The 21285-nt window shown below is 29.6% G+C and carries 19 protein-coding genes; all 19 read right to left on the bottom strand.

The features are described 5' to 3' along the window. Positions 1–17: 17 nt before the first annotated feature. The gene (locus ACEXNK_RS07675) at positions 18–599 is read right to left on the bottom strand and encodes a sugar transferase (RefSeq protein ID WP_373598236.1); all 582 of its coding nucleotides are present in this window, start codon (positions 597–599) and stop codon (positions 18–20) included. A gap of 160 nt (positions 600–759) precedes the next feature. Beyond that, positions 760–2658 (bottom strand): polysaccharide biosynthesis protein, encoded by a 1899-nt coding sequence (locus tag ACEXNK_RS07670; RefSeq protein ID WP_373598237.1) that lies wholly within the window; start codon positions 2656–2658, stop codon positions 760–762. A gap of 34 nt (positions 2659–2692) precedes the next feature. Next, the gene (locus ACEXNK_RS07665; protein WP_373598238.1) at positions 2693–3409 is read right to left on the bottom strand and encodes a CpsD/CapB family tyrosine-protein kinase; all 717 of its coding nucleotides are present in this window, start codon (positions 3407–3409) and stop codon (positions 2693–2695) included. A gap of 2 nt (positions 3410–3411) precedes the next feature. After that, positions 3412–4104, bottom strand: coding sequence for a YveK family protein (locus tag ACEXNK_RS07660; protein ID WP_373598239.1), 693 nt, complete (start codon positions 4102–4104; stop codon positions 3412–3414). A gap of 194 nt (positions 4105–4298) precedes the next feature. Continuing rightward, positions 4299–5165: a hypothetical protein gene (locus tag ACEXNK_RS07655; RefSeq protein ID WP_373598240.1), complete on the bottom strand. Its 867-nt coding sequence runs from the start codon at positions 5163–5165 to the stop codon at positions 4299–4301. 19 nt (positions 5166–5184) lie between these two features. Further along, entirely contained in the window at positions 5185–5886 is a 702-nt protein-coding gene (locus ACEXNK_RS07650; RefSeq protein ID WP_373598241.1) for a hypothetical protein, read from the bottom strand. A 336-nt stretch (positions 5887–6222) separates the two neighbouring features. Continuing rightward, positions 6223–7149: an LCP family protein gene (locus tag ACEXNK_RS07645; protein WP_373598242.1), complete on the bottom strand. Its 927-nt coding sequence runs from the start codon at positions 7147–7149 to the stop codon at positions 6223–6225. A gap of 283 nt (positions 7150–7432) precedes the next feature. Next, a complete protein-coding gene (locus tag ACEXNK_RS07640; protein WP_373598243.1) occupies positions 7433–7774 on the bottom strand; it encodes a hypothetical protein in 342 nt (113 codons plus the stop codon). 208 nt (positions 7775–7982) lie between these two features. After that, positions 7983–8930 (bottom strand): S-layer homology domain-containing protein, encoded by a 948-nt coding sequence (locus ACEXNK_RS07635; RefSeq protein WP_373598244.1) that lies wholly within the window; start codon positions 8928–8930, stop codon positions 7983–7985. Between the two features lie 109 nt (positions 8931–9039). Then, entirely contained in the window at positions 9040–10035 is a 996-nt protein-coding gene (locus ACEXNK_RS07630) for an S-layer homology domain-containing protein (protein WP_373598245.1), read from the bottom strand. Between the two features lie 152 nt (positions 10036–10187). Next, positions 10188–11198, bottom strand: a complete 1011-nt coding sequence (locus ACEXNK_RS07625; protein WP_373598246.1) for a hypothetical protein — start codon at positions 11196–11198, stop codon at positions 10188–10190. Positions 11199–11214: 16 nt separating this feature from the next. After that, a complete protein-coding gene (locus ACEXNK_RS07620) occupies positions 11215–12861 on the bottom strand; it encodes a hypothetical protein (RefSeq protein ID WP_373598247.1) in 1647 nt (548 codons plus the stop codon). Between the two features lie 321 nt (positions 12862–13182). Continuing rightward, positions 13183–14088: an LCP family protein gene (locus ACEXNK_RS07615; RefSeq protein ID WP_373598248.1), complete on the bottom strand. Its 906-nt coding sequence runs from the start codon at positions 14086–14088 to the stop codon at positions 13183–13185. 245 nt (positions 14089–14333) lie between these two features. Next, positions 14334–15926, bottom strand: coding sequence for a gamma-glutamyltransferase family protein (locus tag ACEXNK_RS07610; protein ID WP_373598249.1), 1593 nt, complete (start codon positions 15924–15926; stop codon positions 14334–14336). A gap of 101 nt (positions 15927–16027) precedes the next feature. After that, positions 16028–16156: a hypothetical protein gene (locus ACEXNK_RS07605; protein WP_373598250.1), complete on the bottom strand. Its 129-nt coding sequence runs from the start codon at positions 16154–16156 to the stop codon at positions 16028–16030. A gap of 14 nt (positions 16157–16170) precedes the next feature. Further along, complete coding sequence (pgsC, locus tag ACEXNK_RS07600) at positions 16171–16620, bottom strand: poly-gamma-glutamate biosynthesis protein PgsC (protein ID WP_373598251.1); 450 nt, start codon at positions 16618–16620, stop codon at positions 16171–16173. Between the two features lie 24 nt (positions 16621–16644). Further along, a complete protein-coding gene (pgsB, locus tag ACEXNK_RS07595) occupies positions 16645–17847 on the bottom strand; it encodes a poly-gamma-glutamate synthase PgsB (protein WP_373598252.1) in 1203 nt (400 codons plus the stop codon). 483 nt (positions 17848–18330) lie between these two features. After that, positions 18331–19479, bottom strand: a complete 1149-nt coding sequence (grdD, locus tag ACEXNK_RS07590) for a glycine/sarcosine/betaine reductase complex component C subunit alpha (RefSeq protein ID WP_373598253.1) — start codon at positions 19477–19479, stop codon at positions 18331–18333. Between the two features lie 250 nt (positions 19480–19729). Then, positions 19730–21265, bottom strand: a complete 1536-nt coding sequence (gene grdC / locus ACEXNK_RS07585; RefSeq protein ID WP_373598254.1) for a glycine/sarcosine/betaine reductase complex component C subunit beta — start codon at positions 21263–21265, stop codon at positions 19730–19732. Positions 21266–21285: the final 20 nt, after the last annotated feature.

The following is a 21285-nucleotide window of genomic DNA, read 5'->3' as shown; positions in this document are numbered from 1 at the left end:
ATACCTCTTCTCTTTATCTAATGATTGTTGGCTCTACTTCCTTCAACTACACCTTCACTTTTAAATACCTTTAACACAGTTAAAAATAATATTTTTATATCAAACATAACCGATCTACGTTCAAGATATTGTCTATCAAATTCAACTTTATCAGGTATTTCAAGTTCATCTCTTCCATTAACCTGTGCCCATCCAGTAACTCCAGGTATTAAAACTTGAACTCCTTTTTCCGTTCTTAAATCTCTTAAGTCATATTGATTATATAGTGCTGGTCTAGGTCCTACAAATACCATTTCACCTTTTATAATATTTATAAACTGAGGTAATTCATCTAAGCTAGTTTTTCTTAAAAATTTACCAACCTTAGTTATAAATATCTCTGGATCATTTAATAAATGAGTTGGTACGTCTGGAGTATCCGTTCTCATAGATCTAAACTTATAAATCATAAAATTAACATTATCTTTACCTATTCTCTCTTGTTTAAAGAAAACAGGCCCTTTAGACTCTAATTTTATAAGTAGTGCTATTATTAAAAACAAAGGGGATAAAATAACAAGTGCAATAAGTGCAACTAACCTCTGTAATAAGTTGTACATTCTATAACCTCCCTCCAAATATTTTTTCATTTTTCTCTAAAAGTTTGATTGCTAAAATAAGCGAAGATAAGATTAACAGTTGATTGACAAAACACTTAAATGCCGAGTTCTTTAGCCTTTGCGTGTAGGAAACAACTATTAATCTTACCGATCACCCTTGCTAACAAACGTCCTTCTTATTTGCCTCTTCAGGTCTAATATAAGTAGTAACTAACTTTCTCATAGTAGAATCAATTAGTTCTACTTCTTCATTGTCAACAATATCTTTTAAAATTTCTAAAGTTTGATTACTCTTCTCAGCATCAAACTGTATTGGTTTTCCAATAAATATCTTGCTATGATCTGTATTACTTAGTCCTTCTTCACTCATAAGTAATTCTTCATATAGTTTCTCGCCTGGCCTTAATCCAGTAAACTTGATATTAATATCAACATTGGGCTCAAATCCACTAAGTCTTATTAAGTTGTCTGCCAAATCGACAATCTTTACTGGATCCCCCATATCAAGCACAAATATTTCTCCACCCTTTGCCATAGCTCCTGCTTGTATAACAAGTTGTACAGCTTCAGGTATTGTCATAAAGTATCTTATAATATCCGGATGAGTTATGGTTACCGGTCCCCCTTCTTCTATTTGTTTCTTAAATAATGGAATAACACTTCCGTTACTTCCAAGCACATTTCCAAACCTTACTGCAACAAACTCTGTTTCACTTTGTTCATTCATAGTTTGTATAATCATCTCAGCAGCTCTTTTTGTAGCTCCCATTATATTAGTTGGATTAACTGCTTTATCTGTAGAGATAAGCACAAATCTTTTTGCTTTATACTTATCTGCAAGTCTTGCTACATTTCTTGTTCCAAATATATTGTTTTTTATAGCCTCACTTGGGCTATTTTCCATAAGAGGAACATGTTTATGTGCTGCTGCATGAAATACTACATCTGGTTTGTATGTATTAAATATCTCATCCATACGCTTTTCTTCTCTAATAGATGCTATAACTGTTTTTAAATTTAACTTATCTTTATATTTTCTTATTAGCTCTTGTTGAATTGCATATGCGTTATTTTCATAGTTATCAAGTATTATAAGTTGCTTTGGGTTAAAGCTAGCTACTTGTCTGCATAGTTCGCTTCCTATACTACCTCCACCACCTGTTACTAATACTACTTTATTTTGTAGATATTCACTCATTTCAGCTAAATTAGTTTTTATAGGCTCTCTTCCTAATAAATCTTCAATTTGAACATCTCTAATTTTTTTAATATCAACCTTACCATCAATTATTTCATAAACACCTGGTATTGTTTTTAGTTTACATTTAGTTTTCTTACAAATATTTATAATATCTTTTTTTTCATGCTTTCCTATTCTCGCAATTGCTATTATAATTTCATCTATACTATATTTTTCTACTAGGTTTTTTATTTCTTTAGTAGTTCCTAATATAGGTATATTATGAATTCTTCTTCCTTTTTTATTTAAATCATCATCTATTATACCTATAGGTTTTTTATTTAATTGAGGGTTATTTTTTAATTCTTGTATAACCATATCTCCTGCACTTCCAGCACCTACTATAAGTACATTGGAAACATCATCTTTTATTCTAACTCTTATTAATACTCTTCTACCTGTTCTATATAAAAGTCTAGTACCCCCAGTTAGTGATATAGTAAATATTACATTTAACAGATAAAAAACAATTGAAAAATTGCCCCCTATAAGTTTGTGTATTATATATGTTGGAATTATCGCAACTATACATGCTAATACTATAGATATTAACTCTTCTTCTCCTGCATATCTCCATAAGCTTCGATAACATCTAAATACCGCTAGACATACTATATTAGTTAGTATATATATTATTGCTAAAACCAAAATGCTATCATTACTTAGCTGTGTTTTATATATTAACCATGTAGCTGCCATAAATGATATATAAACACTAGCTACATCTGTAAGTAATAATATCAATTGTCTAGTTTTGTAATGTCCTAAAATTTGTTCTAATACACTTGCTTTTTGGGGGGAAGTTATCTTATTTTCCATATAACTCTCTCCCCTCTTTGATTAATATTGTACATTATTTTTTCTTTTTACTTTTTCTACCTTTATTATGAGAACTTCCTTCCTCATAATAATAGTTATAATATCCATAGCTTCCACTGTTATCTTCAAATTTATTAAGTACAACCCCTAACATATTTGCATTTACCTTCTCTAGTCTTTCCTTAGCAATCTTTGCCATATCCACATCAACTTCCTTAGAAGCAACTACTAGTATAGTTCCATCAACATATGTAGATATTATCCCTGCATCAGTTATAATTCCTATTGGTGGAGCATCTATGAATATATAATCATAATAATCTCTTAAAGAATCAATAAAATATCTCATCTTTTTTGAAGCTAACATCTCTGATGGATTTGGTGGTATTTTTCCACAACTAAGTACATGCAATCCCTTTACTTCAGTTACATGAACACATTCATCAAAACTTTTTTGATTTGTTAATATATCTGTAATCCCATGAGTATTACTTACATTAAACATTCTATGTACTGTTGGGTTTCTTAAATCCCCTTCTACTACAAGTACTTTCTTATCTTCCATTCCCGCAAAACTTACCGCAAGATTTGCTATTACTGTACTTTTACCTTCATTTTGTTGCGAACTTGTTACTACTATTGTCTTTATTTCTTCATCTAAATTAGAAAATTCTATATTTGTTCTTATTGTTCTATATGCTTCTGATATAGGTGATTTTGGATCTTGTCTTGTTATTAATCTTCCTATCATGATTATTTACCACCTTTCTTTGCCATATTTTCATTAGGAACAACTCCAAGTATAGGTAGTCCTAAATATTTTTCTATGTCTTGTGGTGTTTTTATTTTGTTGTCCATATATTCTAATACGAATACTATGAATAACCCTACCATAACGCCTATCACTGCTGCTATAGCTATATTCATTACTTTATTTGGTTTTACTGGATTTTCTGGTGTTATAGCTTTATCTATTACTTCAACACTATTTGCTTTAGTTATTCTTTTTGCTTCTTTTGTGAACACTGATGGTATAGTATTTGCTATATCTCTTGCTCTTTTAGCATTTGTATCTTGAACTGTTATTGATATTATTTGAGTATCTTTTACTGGAGATACAGTTATTTCTTTTGCAACTTCATCATAACCTTTATCTAAATCTAACTTTTTTATAACCTCATCTATTACCGATCTAGATTTTATTATTTCTCCATATGTTAATGTTAGTTTTTGTGTGACATTAAGTTGGTCTCCTGTTAATACTTCTGTTTCTTTACTTTGCTCTGTATTAACTATCAATGTTGTGTTCGCTTCATAAACAGGGCTTAATACAAAAAAGCTTATTAGTCCACTTGTTACCATTGCTAATACTGTTATTAATACAATTATCCAAGCCCTCTTTCTTATGATTTGAAAATATTCCCTTAAATCAATAGTCTCTTCCATTTTGTCCTCCAATTTCTACATATTTAGTTTTATTTTATGATTTTTCTCGCTTTTTCGACCTTTGCGTCATATATAATACTCTTTTGAGGTAACTTTGTATATACTTTCTACAAAGGTTCCTTTTTTTCGACATACGTTATATTATATTATCGGTAATTTTTGAATATTCTTGAATTATATATGTAAAAATTTTATTAATTTTTTACAGCCTGTAGTACAGTAGTTTCTGGTGGTGTTTGTAATGAGTCCCCGCCTGTATTTGCAGGTCCTGTATTGTTTCCTCCACTTTCATCTGTGCTTCCATTGTTGTTATTATCCCCAGTGTTTTCAGTGTTTTCAGTATTTCCAGCATCTCCACCTGTACTTCCTTTATTATTACTGTCTGTACTAGTATCTGTGCTAGTGTCTTCACTACTATTTCCTCCAGTATTGCTAGAACTGTTATTACCAGAGTTGTTGCTACTATTATTACTGTTGTCGCCTGTGCTAGGTTTACTTGGTCTAGTTGGTCTGCTTGTTTCTGGCTTTGTTGGTCTATTTACTTCTGGTCTTTCTGAACTACTGTTAGTATCATTCGTTTCTTGTTGTTCTTTTTTTTCTTTATTTTCTTTACTTTTATCATTTCCCTTCTTGTCATTATTTGAAGAAGCTTGCGATTTTTCTGTAGTTATTATTATTTTTTCACCGTCTATTTTATAATCTACTATTTTATTATCTTTTAAAAAGTTTTTATCTATATATACCTCTTTATCTTCATATAAAGGTTTTGTATCTACAGGAACATTATATCCATTTATTTTCTTTTCATTTAATGGATAGTATTCTTTACCTATTTTAGCAAAAGATGAGTCTTTATCTATACTTATATTATTCCCATTTATGCTTATTTTTGTAAAATTATTAGACTCGTCTACTTTTCCACCAGCTTTTTGTATCATTTTTTTAAGAGGTACATATTCTACGTTGTCTTTTTTAAATAATTTCAAATCACTTGCAAATACAATACTACTAGTACATAATACGCATGCTGTTGTTATTCCTAATATTTTTTTATTTTTCATAGTTGCTTCCCCCTTCTTTTTATAGTTGAACTAATTCGTTATGTATTATAAGTTGCTTATTTTCTGATGTATATTTCCAATTTGGCCCTTCATCACCTTTGTAATAAGTTATTATTTCTAAATCATTTAATTCTTTTTTAGGATTTAATTCTTTTATTTCTTGTCCTAGAAATTTAATCTGTGCTAATGCTTTTTCTGGATTTGTTGCATCTTCTATGCTAATTTCTATTTTAGTTTTTCCTTCTTCTTCCTTTATAGATTCTACTGCATAATACTGTGGTACAGATTCTGTTTCTTCTTCTACTGTGTAGTAGTTTTGGATATTAATTTGATTTTTTTCTGATGGTTGTACTAATGTTTGTATTTGTTTTTCTTCATATTCAAAATTTTCTACTTTCTCTTTATTATCAAATAGATAAATCTCAAAGTTGTTTTTGTCTTTTATAACTTGATTTGTTAGAGCTGCAATTTCCTCTGGTGTGAATTTTCTTTTTTCTAGTATTACTAATGTTTGTTTTTTATCATCTTGTTTACTATCTAGTATTTCATAATCATTTTTAGATATATTTATATTAGTGCTTTTATTTATTTGCTTTGATACATATTTATTATCTTTTGATTTTACAGTTCCTTGCATTAGTGTAAACCCTAATACAATTACTACTGTCATTGTACAAGCTAATATTATAATTCCTTTTTCTTTGCTATTTCTCGACTTCATTCAATTTTTCCTCCCGACAAATTTCCTATTTGTTAAATGTATCACTTAAATTCTAATTTTTTTGTATAAATTTGTCAAATATATAAGTATATGTAATACTCTTTTATTAAATCATTTGTCAATTTTAATAATTTATCTGTTATAAATTTTTTCATAACATTTTTCAAATTTTTTATTTTTTCACCTGTTTTTTATAGTAATATTTTAATTTGAATTTCATATGTATTTTTTGTGATAAAAAAGAGACTATTCTTCAAATAGTCTCTTTTGGTTTTGCTAATATGAGCATCTACCTTGCTAGTTATATGTTCATCATTATATTAATTTGTTTTAAAATTATGATTGATTATTTTCTGGTTTATAGTTTTTATAGTCGTATATAAACTTGTGTAATTGTTCTTTGTTATATTCTTTATCCCAAAGTATTACATATCCTTTTTCTTTGCTTAATACTTTTCCATCTCTATGTCCCTCTAGTGGGAATTCCATTTGTGCAAAGTCTGCATTATTTATAGCTATCACATCTTTGGCTAAATTCATTATCTCCATCGGAGGTATATTTGTTTTTGTATAGCTTAATAATTCTTCGCCTATATCTATAAAGTTACTTGAGAAGTCTGTCATTAACTTAGAGTATGCAGCTTCTAGTACTGTTCTTTGTCTTTCATCTCTGTGATAAGCATCATCTGCATATCTTATTCTACTATATGCTAGAGCTTCATCTCCATCTAGTATTTGTTTTCCAGCGTGATCTACACCTGGTATATAACTTACTTCTTTTGGTAATACGTCTATTTCAACTCCACCTATTGTATCTATTATCTTAGGGAAAGAGTCAAAACTTACTGCTGCATATTTATCAATTTTCACATCAAAGTTTTTATTTATAGTTTCTAAAAGTAATGCTGGCCCACCATAAGCATAGGCATGTGTTAATTTTTGTTCACCATATCCTGGTATATCAACATAAGTATCTCTTGCAAGTGATGTAAGTCTTATATCATTGTTATTTTTGTCTATAGTAAGTATCATCATAGAATCCGATCTATTACCTTTTTCTAAGTTACTTCCATCTACTCCTACTAGTAATATGTTTGTTATTCCATTCTTTTCATCTACTTTTTCAATTTTTTTATTAATTTCTTTTGCTGAGTCTGCGTCATACATAGAATTAAGTTTAAAGTAGAAATACCCAAATGCTACTAAAGGTATAACTATAATTAAAGCAACTACTCCTATGACTATTTTTTTAAAAGTACTCATTTTTTTCCTCCCTTAGTCACTTTGTAACTATATAACTTTTTTGCTTACTATCTAATAATATATATTTATTAGTTTTTTTTCAATTCTTTTATTTTTTGATTTTACATATTTTGCTAAAGTTTTTATTTTTGTACCGTATTATTAGTTTAGGGACCCCATCCCTATTACAATATTAAATAAGTAACTATTATTTATTTAATATCTGTAGTAATTCATTACTTGATCATATAATAATACAAGAATAAGCTATGAGTGATTTAACTTACCATAGCTTATTTTTATATTATTTTTTAAGCATTTCACATCTATCTTTAAAATTAATCACATTTTCATAAATTTCTTCAAGATGTTCTTCTTCATCATAAATATCTTCTATTTTATAGTTATATATACCAAAAGTAATTACTTTTAAAAACATTCTAAGTATTAAAGCTGTTGGATAATAATATTTTGATATTGAACAATAAAATCCAACCCATATTATAAAAAGTACTAAATATAGTATAGGTTGTGCAATTTCGATGTTAAATCCAAACAATATATCAACAGATTCTATACCTATATTACAAAGTATAACCAGCATAAATGTCATTGCATAAAATACAGTACAATAGATTGTAGTCATGCCAATTCCTATCCAAAACTCTTTTTTTCTTATTACTTTTACCGTTTCATTAGTAGTAATGTATAATAGACATACTACTAATGATGATACTATTATTACCCCAAATAATCAGCTCCTTGTACATTATGTCTCTACACAGTTTCTAAACAACTCCTATTAACTAGTTACGTCATATATGTTCTTTTCTTTACCTTCTTGCTGTTTATACCTAAAAATCAATTCCTATAATTATACTATCATTAAATTTATCTATCGATACTGTTTTCGAATCTAATCTTAGTGTTTGTTTTTTAAATGGTTTTTGTATTATATTATATACCGTATTTCCTCCTGTTGGTAATACCTTGTTTAATGCCCCTTTTATAGCATTATCAAATTCTGGTGTTTTCTCATTCAGGTTAAATACTATGCTTAAATTATTGTATATATTTATATCCCCATTATTTTCTTTCCAAGTATAGGTACTTCCTATTGGACTATTTTTACTTTCATAATATCCATTATTTAAAAGATATTGTTTAAATTCTGGTATAAATTTAGTAAACTCAGTTTCACTTGTATTATTAACTCGAGATAACATAGATACAGCTTCTGCTCTTGTTATATTTTTTTGGGGATTTAAGTATCCTTTTTCATTACCTTTCAAATAACCTTCTTCAACACATATCTCGACATAAGGCTTAGCCCAATTTGATATATTATTTCCATCTGGAAATTTACTAATTTTATCAAAGTTTGAATCTTGTTTATGCTTTATACTTGCTATAATTTTAGCTGCTTCTTCTCTAGTCAGATTATTGTTTGGTCTAAATGTACCATCGTTATATCCATCTATATATCCCATTCCATTTCCAGTTACTACATCTTCATAAAACCAATCGCTTGGTTTTATATCGCTAAATTTATTATTATAATTACTTTTATAACCAAAGTAATTATTTGCAATTTTTACAAATTCAGCTCTAGTTATATGTTTTTCTGGTCTAAATGTATTGTCTTCATATCCACTTATATATCCTTTATTAACAAAATCTTGTATAGTGTTTTTAGCCCAATGTCCATTAATATCACTTAATTTTGGATTTGCATAAATGCTAATCGGCATAATTCCTAATAAAATTCCTGCTATTAAAGTACTAGCTATTTTTTTATACATATTTACCTCCTAATTTTTTCCATTTAACATCTCTATTTTAACATATATTACAATTTTTTTTATTAAAAAAAGCTATCTCAAAATATTTTGAAAATAGCTCTTAAATTAATTATCCTATAAATTTTAAATGTTCCCATGTTATAAATACAGTAGTTTCCGATCCATGGTGGTTTATATTAACTGTTTTGTTGTCAAGGTTTAAAACTTGATCTTCTTCAAGTGGATCTTTGACAATATTATATACTTGTTCTCCACCTGTTGGTAATATACACTTTAGAGCATTTCTCAGCCCTGTACTAAGCTGATTATTAGCATTTTTAAAATCATATGAAATTGATATACTACCAGCATCATCTATTGATATATCACCAGGAACTCCATTAAAGTGATAAATTTCAAGACCAAACACATCTGAATACTTTATAAACCCATTATTAACAAGTATATTTTTAAACTCTTGTTTAGAATTTGAAAATTCAATTTCACTATTATTATCAACTCTAGATAGCATAGTTACAGCCTCTGCTCTTGTTATATTTTTCTTTGGATTTAAGTTTTTATTATAATCTCCCTTAAAATATCCAGCCTCGACAACGCCTTCTACATATCCATCTGCCCATTTAGATATATTATTTCTATCATTAAAATTATTTATTTTATCTAAATCTTCATCGTATATATACTTTATAGTTGATATAATTTTTGCTGCCTCTTCTCTAGTTATATAAGAATTTGGCTTCATACTCCCATCACTATATCCATTTATATACCCAATTGTTCTTGCTGCACAAATGTCCTTATAAAACCAATCATTTTTGCTTACATCATACCCTAGATTTATATTTGAATAGTCTCTATCAGAATAATATTTATATCCAAAATATTTATTAACTATTTTAATAAACTCAGCTCTAGTTATAGAATTATCTGGCTTAAATGTATTATCTTCATATCCATTTATATATCCCTTATTAACAAACTCTTCTATAGAAGCTTTAGCCCAATGATTATTAACATCACTTAGCTTAGTATTTGCATGCACTGATATAGGCATTAAACTTAAAATCGTAATTATAGCTATGGTACTTATTATTTTCTTGTACATTAATATCCTCCTAGTGTTACGTATAATTACATCTACGACACGCCTAGGAAAAACTTTACAAATATTCCATCTATTTTATAATACAAAAAAATTTGTTTATTATCTCTTTCTATACGAAAAAAGAACTTTGCTAAGCAAAGTTCTAACTAAAACTACATTTCTGCAGCTAATTTATTAGCATACTCATGTAAGAAACCATTAGCTGCATTTAAAGTTGCATCATTTATATCATTTCTTAAATATGAGTGTACTATTTCACTTAATGATCCATTTAAATATCCTAATACTGTTTCTTTATGCTCTCTTGAATAATTCTCATCAAAAGCTATTTTTATATTATCCATCTCTGTGTATAATCTATCTGCTATATCTATAGCCTTACGTAATTGATCTGCTGTTTCATTTATGTAAGCTACATGTCCTTCATTTTCCATTCCTCTTACTCTCTCTACTGCTGCTGTTGCAAATGCTAATGCATACTCTCTATTATCTCTATTAGTTAAGTCTTTATTATCCACATAATCTACAACTGTTCTTATTTCTTCTATAGCTATTGCTAATTGCTCATTATATTCATTATTAGTTTCTTGGCTTTCCTCAGTTTCTGTTCCTTTTATTTCCTCAGCTAATTTATTAGCATACTCATGTAAGAAACCATTAGCTGCATTTAAAGTTGCATCATTTATATCATTTCTTAAATATGAGTGTACTATTTCACTTAATGATCCATTTAAATATCCTAATACTGTTTCTTTATGCTCTCTTGAATAATTCTCATCAAAAGCAACTTTTATATTATTCATCTCTGTGTATAATCTATCTGCTATATCTATAGCCTTACGTAATTGATCTGCTGTTTCATTTATGTAAGCTACATGTCCTTCATTTTCCATTCCTCTTACTCTCTCTACTGCTGCTGTTGCGAATGCTAATGCATACTCTCTATTATCTCTATTAGTTAAATCTTTATTGTCTACATAGTCTACAACCGTTCTTATTTCTTCTATTGCTATTGCTAATTGCTCGTTGTACTCTTGGCTTTGTGTAGCTTTTGGAGCTTCTTCCTTTTCATTTGCATTTGCAACAACTGGTGCAGATACTGATAATATAAGTGTCGCTGCCATAGCAGTTCCTACTAATTTTGCCATTTTATTTTTAATCATTTTTGTTTCCCCCTACTTAATTTTTTCTTTTTTTATTTATTGTAAGTCCTACTATTGAAGATACTCCTAGTCCTACATATCCTATCATAGATATATCTCCTGTTTGAGGATTGTTACCATTACTTGGTTTTTTATTATTTTCTGTACTTGGCTTATTTATACTTACTTGTATACTTGGCTGTAATGGTGTTAGTGGGATATTTGGGTTTTCTGGCTTAACTGGTATACTTGGTTCTAACGGTATTAATGGTATATCTGGATTTTCCGGTTTCACTGGTATGCTTGGCTCTAATGGTGTTAACGGTATATCTGGATTTTCCGGTTTCACTGGTATACTTGGCTCTAATGGTATTAATGGGATATCTGGATTTTCCGGTTTCACTGGTATACTTGGCTCCAATGGTATTAATGGGATATCCTTATCTTCCTCTTCTAGTAATGCATAGTATTTATGATATAATTCCATTGCAGTATATGAAGTCCAAGTGTTTATATTGTATTTATTTTCATCTACCAAAGTTCCTAATGTATCTAAAGCTTTTATTTTTTCATCTCTACTTAAATTATTATCAAATGCATTTATTACCTTATCCATAGCTTCTCTTATTTCTTTAGCTAGTTTAGCAGTTTCTTGAACAACTTCTAAATTAGCTTTTAAATTATTCATATGTTCACTATAATTTTCTAAACCTTCTAGTACATATAATCCTTCTAATCTATCTAATGCAGCTTGCATAAAAGCTACCATTCTATCGTAATTTTCATTAACTGTTAAATCTTTATTTTCCATACAGTTTACAGCTTCTCTAGTTTCTTCTATAGCATATTCTAATTGAGTTAATGCCTCTTCTAGATCTTTATCCCATTTAGCATATAGTTTATGATAAAGATTCATAGCAGAGTTTAAAGTTGTTGAATTAACATGATATCTTCCAACCTCTACTGAATCCCCTAATGCATCTAAAACTATTTGCTTATTTTTTAAAGTATCTCTTCTAGAATCTTCAAAAACTGTATTAACTCTATTTACTTCATATCTAACTCTATCTATGTAATACATTTTACCTTCTATCTCTTTAGCTGATTCGTTTATCCAATCTATATGTCCTTGATCCTCAGGTAAAACCTCCATATTCTTTATTCTGTCTACAGCCGTTTTATAAAATACTTTTAATCTTTCATAATTGTTATCATTATTTAAATCTGAAGTATCTAATAAATTTATAGCTATTCTCATTTCTTCTATAGCATAATGTAGTTGTTCTCTATAATCAGTTGATGTTTCTTTTTTATCTTCTTCTTTTTCTTCTGGTTTTTGTTCAGGTGCTACTTTATCAACTTCCACTTCTTCCTTGTCTTTAACTTGTTCTTCTTTATTATTCTCTACATTATTTTCCTCTTTTACTTCTTCCTTATCTAAATTTTCCTCTTTAGACTCTTCTTTTACTTCTTCTTTGTCTACATTCTCTTCTTTTACTTCCTCTTTACTTTCTTCTTGAACAGGTTGTTGAACTTCTTCTACAACAACAGTATTGTTTTCTACATCACCTAAATCATTAGGCTCATTTGCATATACTCCTTGTCCACTTAAAACTATTCCCGATATTATAGCTGCAGCAGCTAATTTCTTACTTTGTCTAAACTTCTTCACAGATTTAGGCATTTAATTATTCCCCCAAATATCAAAATATATTACTAAAATATTGTAATATATGGGACATTTTTTTAATATTGACCATAAGTTTAATCTTCATCTCATACTTTTATAGGTTTTAATTACACTTTAGTACTACTTAAGTGTAATATACTTTTTATTACTCTTTATCCATGAAAAAGTCGCCTACAAAAAAAGAACTTTGCATAGCATAAGTGGGGGGCGGTATGTTAGTTGCAGCGACATTTACAAGCGTTTCTCAGCTTGTATGGAGCAAAACTAACATACCGCCCCCCACCAGGAGCCTAACAAAGTTCAAATCACACCAATTTAGTGTCTATAGTTATGATAATCATATATAAACTTATTTAGCTGATCCTTATTGTAATCTTCATCCCAATTGATAACCCACTTTTCATCATCAACCTGTTCAACTTCCCTATAATTTTTCATAGGAAACTCCATTTGCGCAATATGCGTATCTCCTATAGATATAACCTTATTAGCTAATGAAACTATTTCTGTAGGAGTCATATTAGTCTTAGCATGCTTAAATATTTCTTCTCCTACCTCCATGAAATTACTAGCGAAATTATCCATTAACTTATTATAAGTAGCTTCTATAACAGTTCTCTGTCTTTCATCTCTTTCATAATCACCATCGTCATGAATCCAGGTATATTCTATAGCTTGTTCTCCATTTAATGTCTGATTTCCGGCCTTATCAATACCTGAAATAGAGTCAACTTCCTTAGGTTTTATACTAACATCAATTCCACCTATTATATCTATAATTTCAGGGAATGACTCATAACTAAACGATGCATACTTATCTATCTTAACTCCAAAGTTTTTATCTATAGTTTGAAGTAAAAGAGCCGGTCCTCCGTACGTATAAGCCTCACATAAAGCTCCTTCTCCATGTTCTGGTATATCTACTAAGGTATCCCTAGAAATAGATGTCAGCCTTACACTTTTAATATTTTCATCAATGGTAATTATCATAGTAGACCCAGCTCTATCACCTTTATCCAAATTATCACCATCTACACCAATCAGTAACACATTTGTTATACCATTACTTTCATCAACTTTTTCTATCTTATCATTAATTTCCTTTGCCGTATCCTTGTCATAAATCGAATTTAACTTAAAATAAAAATACCCCAAAGCAACCATGGGTGTAATCACTATAAATGCTATTAGTCCTATAACAATCTTTTTAATGTTACTCATATAATTGCCCCTTTTCTCAAAATTTACTGGGCTATATCTTAACATATATGAACCTAATCATCTATAATTTTCACACCAATTTCAGACAAAACCGTTTTTTGTGAAATATATATGAAAACACCCTTCACACACTCTTCACATTATCTATTCATTAATATATTATTTTATTACACATCAATAATATTTATAAATAAAGTCACAATTATTTAAGTAATAAAGAACTATATTATTACATTCTAAATATTTTAAGTATCTACATTATCCTTATCCCAACTACCATTTCTTCTATAATCAGCTCCTCCAAAAACTTTTCCATCATTATTTTTTACAAGTGCTTGTATAGCTCCATAATACAACTTAGATTCATTTATATATATTTTATACCCTTCTTCATTTAAAATTTTTTTATCTTTTTCATTTATTTTTTTCTCACTTGTTATATTATATAAATCTTTAAATATTAATCTGTCATTGTTTATAGACTCTTGTAAATCATGATTAAATACCAAGTTATTCAAAGTAACCTGACTCATTACTTGCGGTATTCTATTTCCTCCCGGGCTACCTATACCCATTATAAATTCATTTTCTTTTTTGATTATAGTAGGTGACATGAATGTTCTCGGTTTCTTTCCAATTTGGTATGTATTTATAGATTTTTCATTTGTATAATTAAAATTAGATAGTGCGTTGTTTAAAAAAAATCCCTCTATATATTCTCCGCTTCCAAAAAAATCACTTAATGTATTTGTACAAGATACAACCATTCCATCTTTATCTATTACAACAAAATGAGTAGTGCTTTCATGCTCATTCTCTTCTTCATTTATATTATAGTTTTTATTATAATTTTTATTTAACATATTTTTTACATATCTATCATCTACCATATAATCATATTCTTTAGAAATAAAATTAGGATCACCAATATTTTTCAGTCTATCCTCATAAACTACATTCATAATTTTAGACATTTTTTTTATATAATCCAATTTATCACTTTCGTAATCTTTTAAATCTGCATATTGGGCTAACTTCAGTATTTGAGCAAATGAAATTCCTGAAAATGGTGGTGGTGCAGTTGTTATTTCATATTCCATAAAATTACTTTTTATAGGATTTTTTCGTTCTACTTTATAGTTTAAATCCTCTTCATTCCATCCTGTAAATTCAATTAATTTTTCACCTATAATACCTTCATAGAAAACATCAGCTCCTTCTTGTTGTATAATTTTTAATGTCCTTGCTAAATCTTTTTGAACTATTTTGCTACCTACTTCCAAGGTTTGTCCTTCTTTATAAAATTGAGGCAATTTATATTTGCTTAATTTATTTTTTGAAAATTCAAATCTATTATATAAAAATTTATTTAGCGTAAAACCTTGCTCTGCATAGTATATTGCTGGATTTAAAACTTGTTCCATATCTAAATTTCCATATATATTATGTATATATTCCATTCCTTTTACAAATCCTGGTATACCTATATATCGAGTACTATCCTTCGTATTTTTAGGTGCATATTCTCTATAATCATAAAATTGTGCTATATTATCATCTTTAGAATAAACTAGCATACCTCCACCTCCACCAATTCCAGAGGCATAAGGTTCAACTACACCTAGGACATAAGAAATAGCTATAGCTGCGTCAATAGCATTTCCTCCACTTTCCATTATATTCATACCTACTTCTACAGCTATATCATTAGATGAACTAACTCCATATTCATTTTCATTTTTATTTTCATTATATACAAATGACGTGTTATTAATTTTTAAAATTATTATTATAATTATAACTGTTAATAATATGAATTTTTTCTTTCTCTTAATCAAAGATAACCTCAACTCCTTATATTAGCTTTTTAATAAAAATAAAATCCATCCCTAAGCTTTATTTGCGGATAGATTTATATACTTAATAAATATTCATATTGTTATAATTTAATAATAATAAGTACTATAATTAATACTATAGTTATAGTTATTAAATTTATTAATGTAGGTTTCTTTCTATTTTTTATGTGTATCTGTATTTTTTCTTTTAAACTTAAATTACCATACATACTTTAATTTCTCCTTATATGAATTGATTCATACTTACTACTCCATATACTATAAATGATAACCCTATTGAACTTATAGTTGTTATCTTTATTCCTTGCTTATAAAAAGTATGTGCTATTAATCCAGGTAAAACTATACCTATTCCTGTAAGTGCATTAACTTGCATTGATAGTTCTGGTAAAAACATATCTATTAATAACTTTAGACATATAGCAGATACTAACGATGCTAAAAACCTTCTTCTCCCATATATTATTGTTATTTTGCCTATTCCAAAGTTAACTATAATATATATAATTAAGCTCATTATGAATATTAGTAATATAGATTGTAAACTGTCCATAGATAAAGCTAAGTATCCAGGTACTATTAATCCTCCCGGTGTTATTCCAAACTTTTCTGAAAATATAAGGCTCAGAGTTAATCCTAATATAATCGCTACTTGCAATTCAGTTACTATCATTATTTCCCCCCACTTTTAAATTAATTATACAAAAACTTCGATAGAATCTTCTTTGTCTAAATCCATAATAGCTTCTATAAATCCCTCTCCTGATCCATGTATATTGCCTATTCCATAAACTAACTTGTCTTGTAGCATCGGAGTCATAACTTCCATTATTTTGTCTGATGATTCATTTTCTAAATTTATATAATTTTTAACATTTGTTAATTTACCAGATTCAAACAGTCTTGTTATAGGATCTGTAATATTTCCAATTGCAATTAGTGTTTCAATTTCAATATAAGGTATAACGTCACTTGCAAATTGTTTAGTTCTATCTACTCTATCTGGCCTACAATTAATAACTACTATAGGTTCTTTAGAGTTATAATCCATTTCACATACCCTTTCCCATATTTTTAAAGTTGATTGAGGATCATTTGCTGCAAATCCATTTATAAAGTAAGAGTTTAAATAATTATCACCTATTCTACTTATCCTCATAGCTCCTGGGTCAGGATGTGCATTTAACATTCCTCTAAAACAGGTTTCTCTATCTATTCCTAAAGCTTGACCAACAGATAACGCTAATGATGCATTGTCTGGAAAAACCATATAATCAAATTTAGATAAAAATTCCTGGCTTATATCCGAGTTATTCGCAACTATAACTTTAGTATTTCTTTCTTTTGCAATTTTTTCAAAATAATTTCTATAATCTCCATCTACAGTTATTAAGTATCCATTGTATGGTATTGTACTGCTAAATGCCTGTGCTACTTGATCTAAGGTTGGCCCCATTACATCCATATGATCTTCTAACACATTTACTATTACACCTATGTTGGCTTGTAGCATTTTTGATTGAAAAACTTCTTGGTATTCTGGGTTTACAGCCATACATTCACATACAAGAGCTTCTGCTTCTAATTTCGCTGATTTTTGTATAACTTTTATTTGCTCTCCTATGTTAGGACCTTGTGGTTTTCTTTTTATAACTTCCTCTTCATCGTCAAACCAGTATATCATTCTAGCCGCAGTTCCAGTTGTTTTTCCGATTGTCTTATACCCAGCTTCCGATATAATGCCTGTTATTAACCTCGTTACAGTCGACTTTCCTCTTATTCCATTTACATTGACTCTAATAGGAATTTTTTTTATATTCCTTTTTTGATTAATTTGCTCTATTATTCCTAAAAATAATAATGTTGATATGCAAATTAGTATAATAACAATAACAATCACCCCTTATATAAAACATTTATCCCTAATTTTATCTTACGATAATTTTATAGATTATGATATTACCAATTAAGGTACTTTTTTGATACTACTTAGTATTTAATATTTCATTACACTAATTTGTTTTAATATATATTATTTAACTTAATATCATTAATTTTATGTAAGTTGAGTTATCTCTACAAAAAAGATTGCCGGATTCGGCAAGGAAGGCTATCTTAGTTTCAGCAATACTTCTTATTATCTCTACACAAAAAAATATTACCCAGTTAGGCAAGGGGTGGTATGTTAGTTGCAGCAATGCTTTTTCTTATTCTCCAAATAAAAAAGGGCTTCGCCCGGCTAAGGAGGTTGATATGTTAGTTGCAGCGACATTTACAAGCATGATCTTTTGCTTGTATGGAGCAAAACTAACATATCAACCTCCAAGCCTAGGTAAGCCCTCTAAAACACACATCCATGGCAAGGATTTAAATTATCTTTATATTACTTAGCAGTATAACCTGCATCTAGAAGCATCTTAACAGCTGCTTCTCCTTTTCCGTCAGCAACAAGTACTATAGGTCCCGTACATCCCATACCACTCTCTGCATAAACACCGTTCTTCCATAAAACTTTAACCGCATCTTCTAAATCCATAATATCTATACCAGCTATTTGATGAGTAACAACTTCTTTCTCCGGCATCTTAACGTCCTCATCATCATCTTTTTTAACTTCTTTCTTAGTTAAAGCAGCTATTATATCATCGTACTTAGCTTTCTTAGCAGCTTTAAACTCATCTTTAGAAACATTACTTACATCACCTTTAACAACATCATAAGCATATTTTAAAGCATTAGCAACAACTGGAGAACCAGAAGCTCTAGAAACTATTAATATCTTTCTATCATAATCTTCACCTACACCAGGACCATATCCGAATCCTTGAGACTCATAATCTCCACCAGTAGTAAATGAAGAGAATACCTTCATAAATATATTTCCGCTTAAAGTATCAGTAACCATAACATCAGGAGCACCGCATAATAAGTCATTTCCTCTCATTACGCAACCACCATCAGCTCTAACTGACTCAGCAAAAGTTATATCATAACCATTACCTTGTAAATCTTTTAAAGCTTTCTCTACTTGTCTAGCACCATCAACATTTAATATACCAACAGTTGGGTTTTTTATACCTATAGACTTAGCAGTAGATATACCATAAACAGCATTTCTAACCATAGCTTCTATTCTATGAGTAGCACTAGTACCAGTAGTAGTAGCAAGTATCATCTCTTTTCCTCTACCTGGAGTTATAACCCTACCAACAGTAGAAACTCCTATAGGGAAGTTGTAGTGCATAGTAACACAAGCATCTATGTATCCTGAGTCTAATAACTCTTCCATCTTCTTGTGCATTTCACCTTCATCATTAACTTCAACAATCTCTAAATCTGTATCAACCTTAGGTCCTATTAAAACTATATCAAACAGATTTGACTTAGCTAGATGAGCACCTTTTACTAAATTCTCAACACCATGCTCACTACCTAAAGTAGTCAAACCAACTCTAACCTTCTTACCAAACTCCCCACTTTCAATAGCATTAGCTATATCAAGGAAAGTTTCAGCTATAATCTTCTTAGGCATAACGATTCCCCTCTCAAAGTGAATTTTTTAAAATTCCATCCGTCTTTTTCTCTTCTCTTTCCCTGTAAAAAGTCCTAAATAGTTCGGTGGCGAAGGGCGAGGTGTTATTAATGCGAAGGCGCAGGGTAATATTGAAGTTGAACGAGCATTTAAAGTCCACAGGACTTCATGCTAAGAGAAACTCAATATTACCCAAGCCCCAAGCATTAATAACCTGAGCCCGAAGCCACTCCTATTTAGCCTTTTTATACTATTCTTCTATTAACATATCTTGAGCTAATTTTTTCATTGATTCTGCTATTATTTTCTTTATTTCTTCCTTAGAAACAGCAGCAGCCTCTTCCTCTACACCTTGATTTCTCTCAACTATGAAAGAAACACCATCGAATAAGTTAGTCATTCTACCTAAGAATAAACTTCCCTTACCAACTACCATAGCTCTATTTCTATCACCAGTAGTTAAATCATCTATACAGAATCCTATATAAGGAACTCCTGATGGTATATGTCCTTGAGTTGGAGCCCATCCTGGTAATCCTTTTTCACTTACAAAGTTCTTTAACTCTTTCTTATCTAAATCTCCACGCTTAACAGCAAGAGCACCTATCATCTTGTAGTTAGCCTCTGGAACATCTCCTGCACCAGCTGGCTTAGTTATATCTGGGTTTTGCATCTCAACAGAGTAAACATCAACATCAGTTATCTTTAAGTTAGCTCTATCAAGTCCAGTAGTTATTAAAGAAGTCATAACAGCTTGTGGAGAAGATCCAGTTCCAACACTGTGTTTTCCAGTTAAATCAGTTCTTATTATTGGGTTAACACCATCATTTTCAGAAACTAATACAGCGAATCCTCCAACAACGTCCTCTAATACTGGTAAACCTTTTTTCACATGGTCTTTAGCGTTCATTCCAAGTTTAGCACTAGCTCCACCTGCAACAACCATAACATTTTTATAAACTCCAGCCTTAACTAAAGCAGCAGCATTTATTAAAGCATGAGTAGGTCCAGCACAGAATCCTCTTGTATCAGAACCTGAAGCATTTTGAAGCCCAGCCATTTCAGCTATAGCTTTAGCGAAGTTTCCTCCACCTCTTTGGTTCATATCACCACAAGCTTCTTCAGAACACTCTATTACATAATCTACATCTAGTGGATTAATATTATTTTTTCTTAACATTTGAACAGCAGCAACAACACCTGAAGCCTTAACAACTAAGTTTTCAAACATTGTATGAGCGTTTAAGTTAACGTCAACATCATGAGCTCTCTTAACATATCCAACTAACTCACCATTGTGGTATAAACCTTCAGCATGATGATTAGCTATTAACTCATTTGCATCATCTATATTATCACCCTTAAGTTTTCCAAAGAATGGAGCTAACTCTGGGTAGTTCTTTTCGATATTAGGTTTTACATTATTTACAAAATCTTCACTTAACTTAACTAAGTCGAATGCATCACTTAATTGCATCATAGCTAAGAATTCATCTTGAGGCATTATTTCCCCAAGTTTACCTTGTCTAGTACCTTCTATTTTTTCTTCACACCAAGGAAGAGCTTTTCCTCTTAATTCCTCTGGTCTATTGTTTCCTATGTAAACTTGATTTGGTATGTAGTTTACTACATCTTCATAACTTCTTATATGGTTTTTAACTTCTTTTAAAAATTCTGAATCTGGATGTGTTTCTCTTTCAACAGCACAAGTAGTACCATTTTGAACTATCATATCTGGTGTATGAACTAAGATGTAACTTGCCCCTTTTAAAACTGGAAATGTCATATTATTTACCCCCAATGTAT

This window comes from Paraclostridium bifermentans (assembly GCF_964259345.1).
Classification (GTDB): domain Bacteria; phylum Bacillota; class Clostridia; order Peptostreptococcales; family Peptostreptococcaceae; genus Paraclostridium; species Paraclostridium bifermentans_B.
This window is presented reverse-complemented; position numbering and strand designations above follow the sequence as displayed.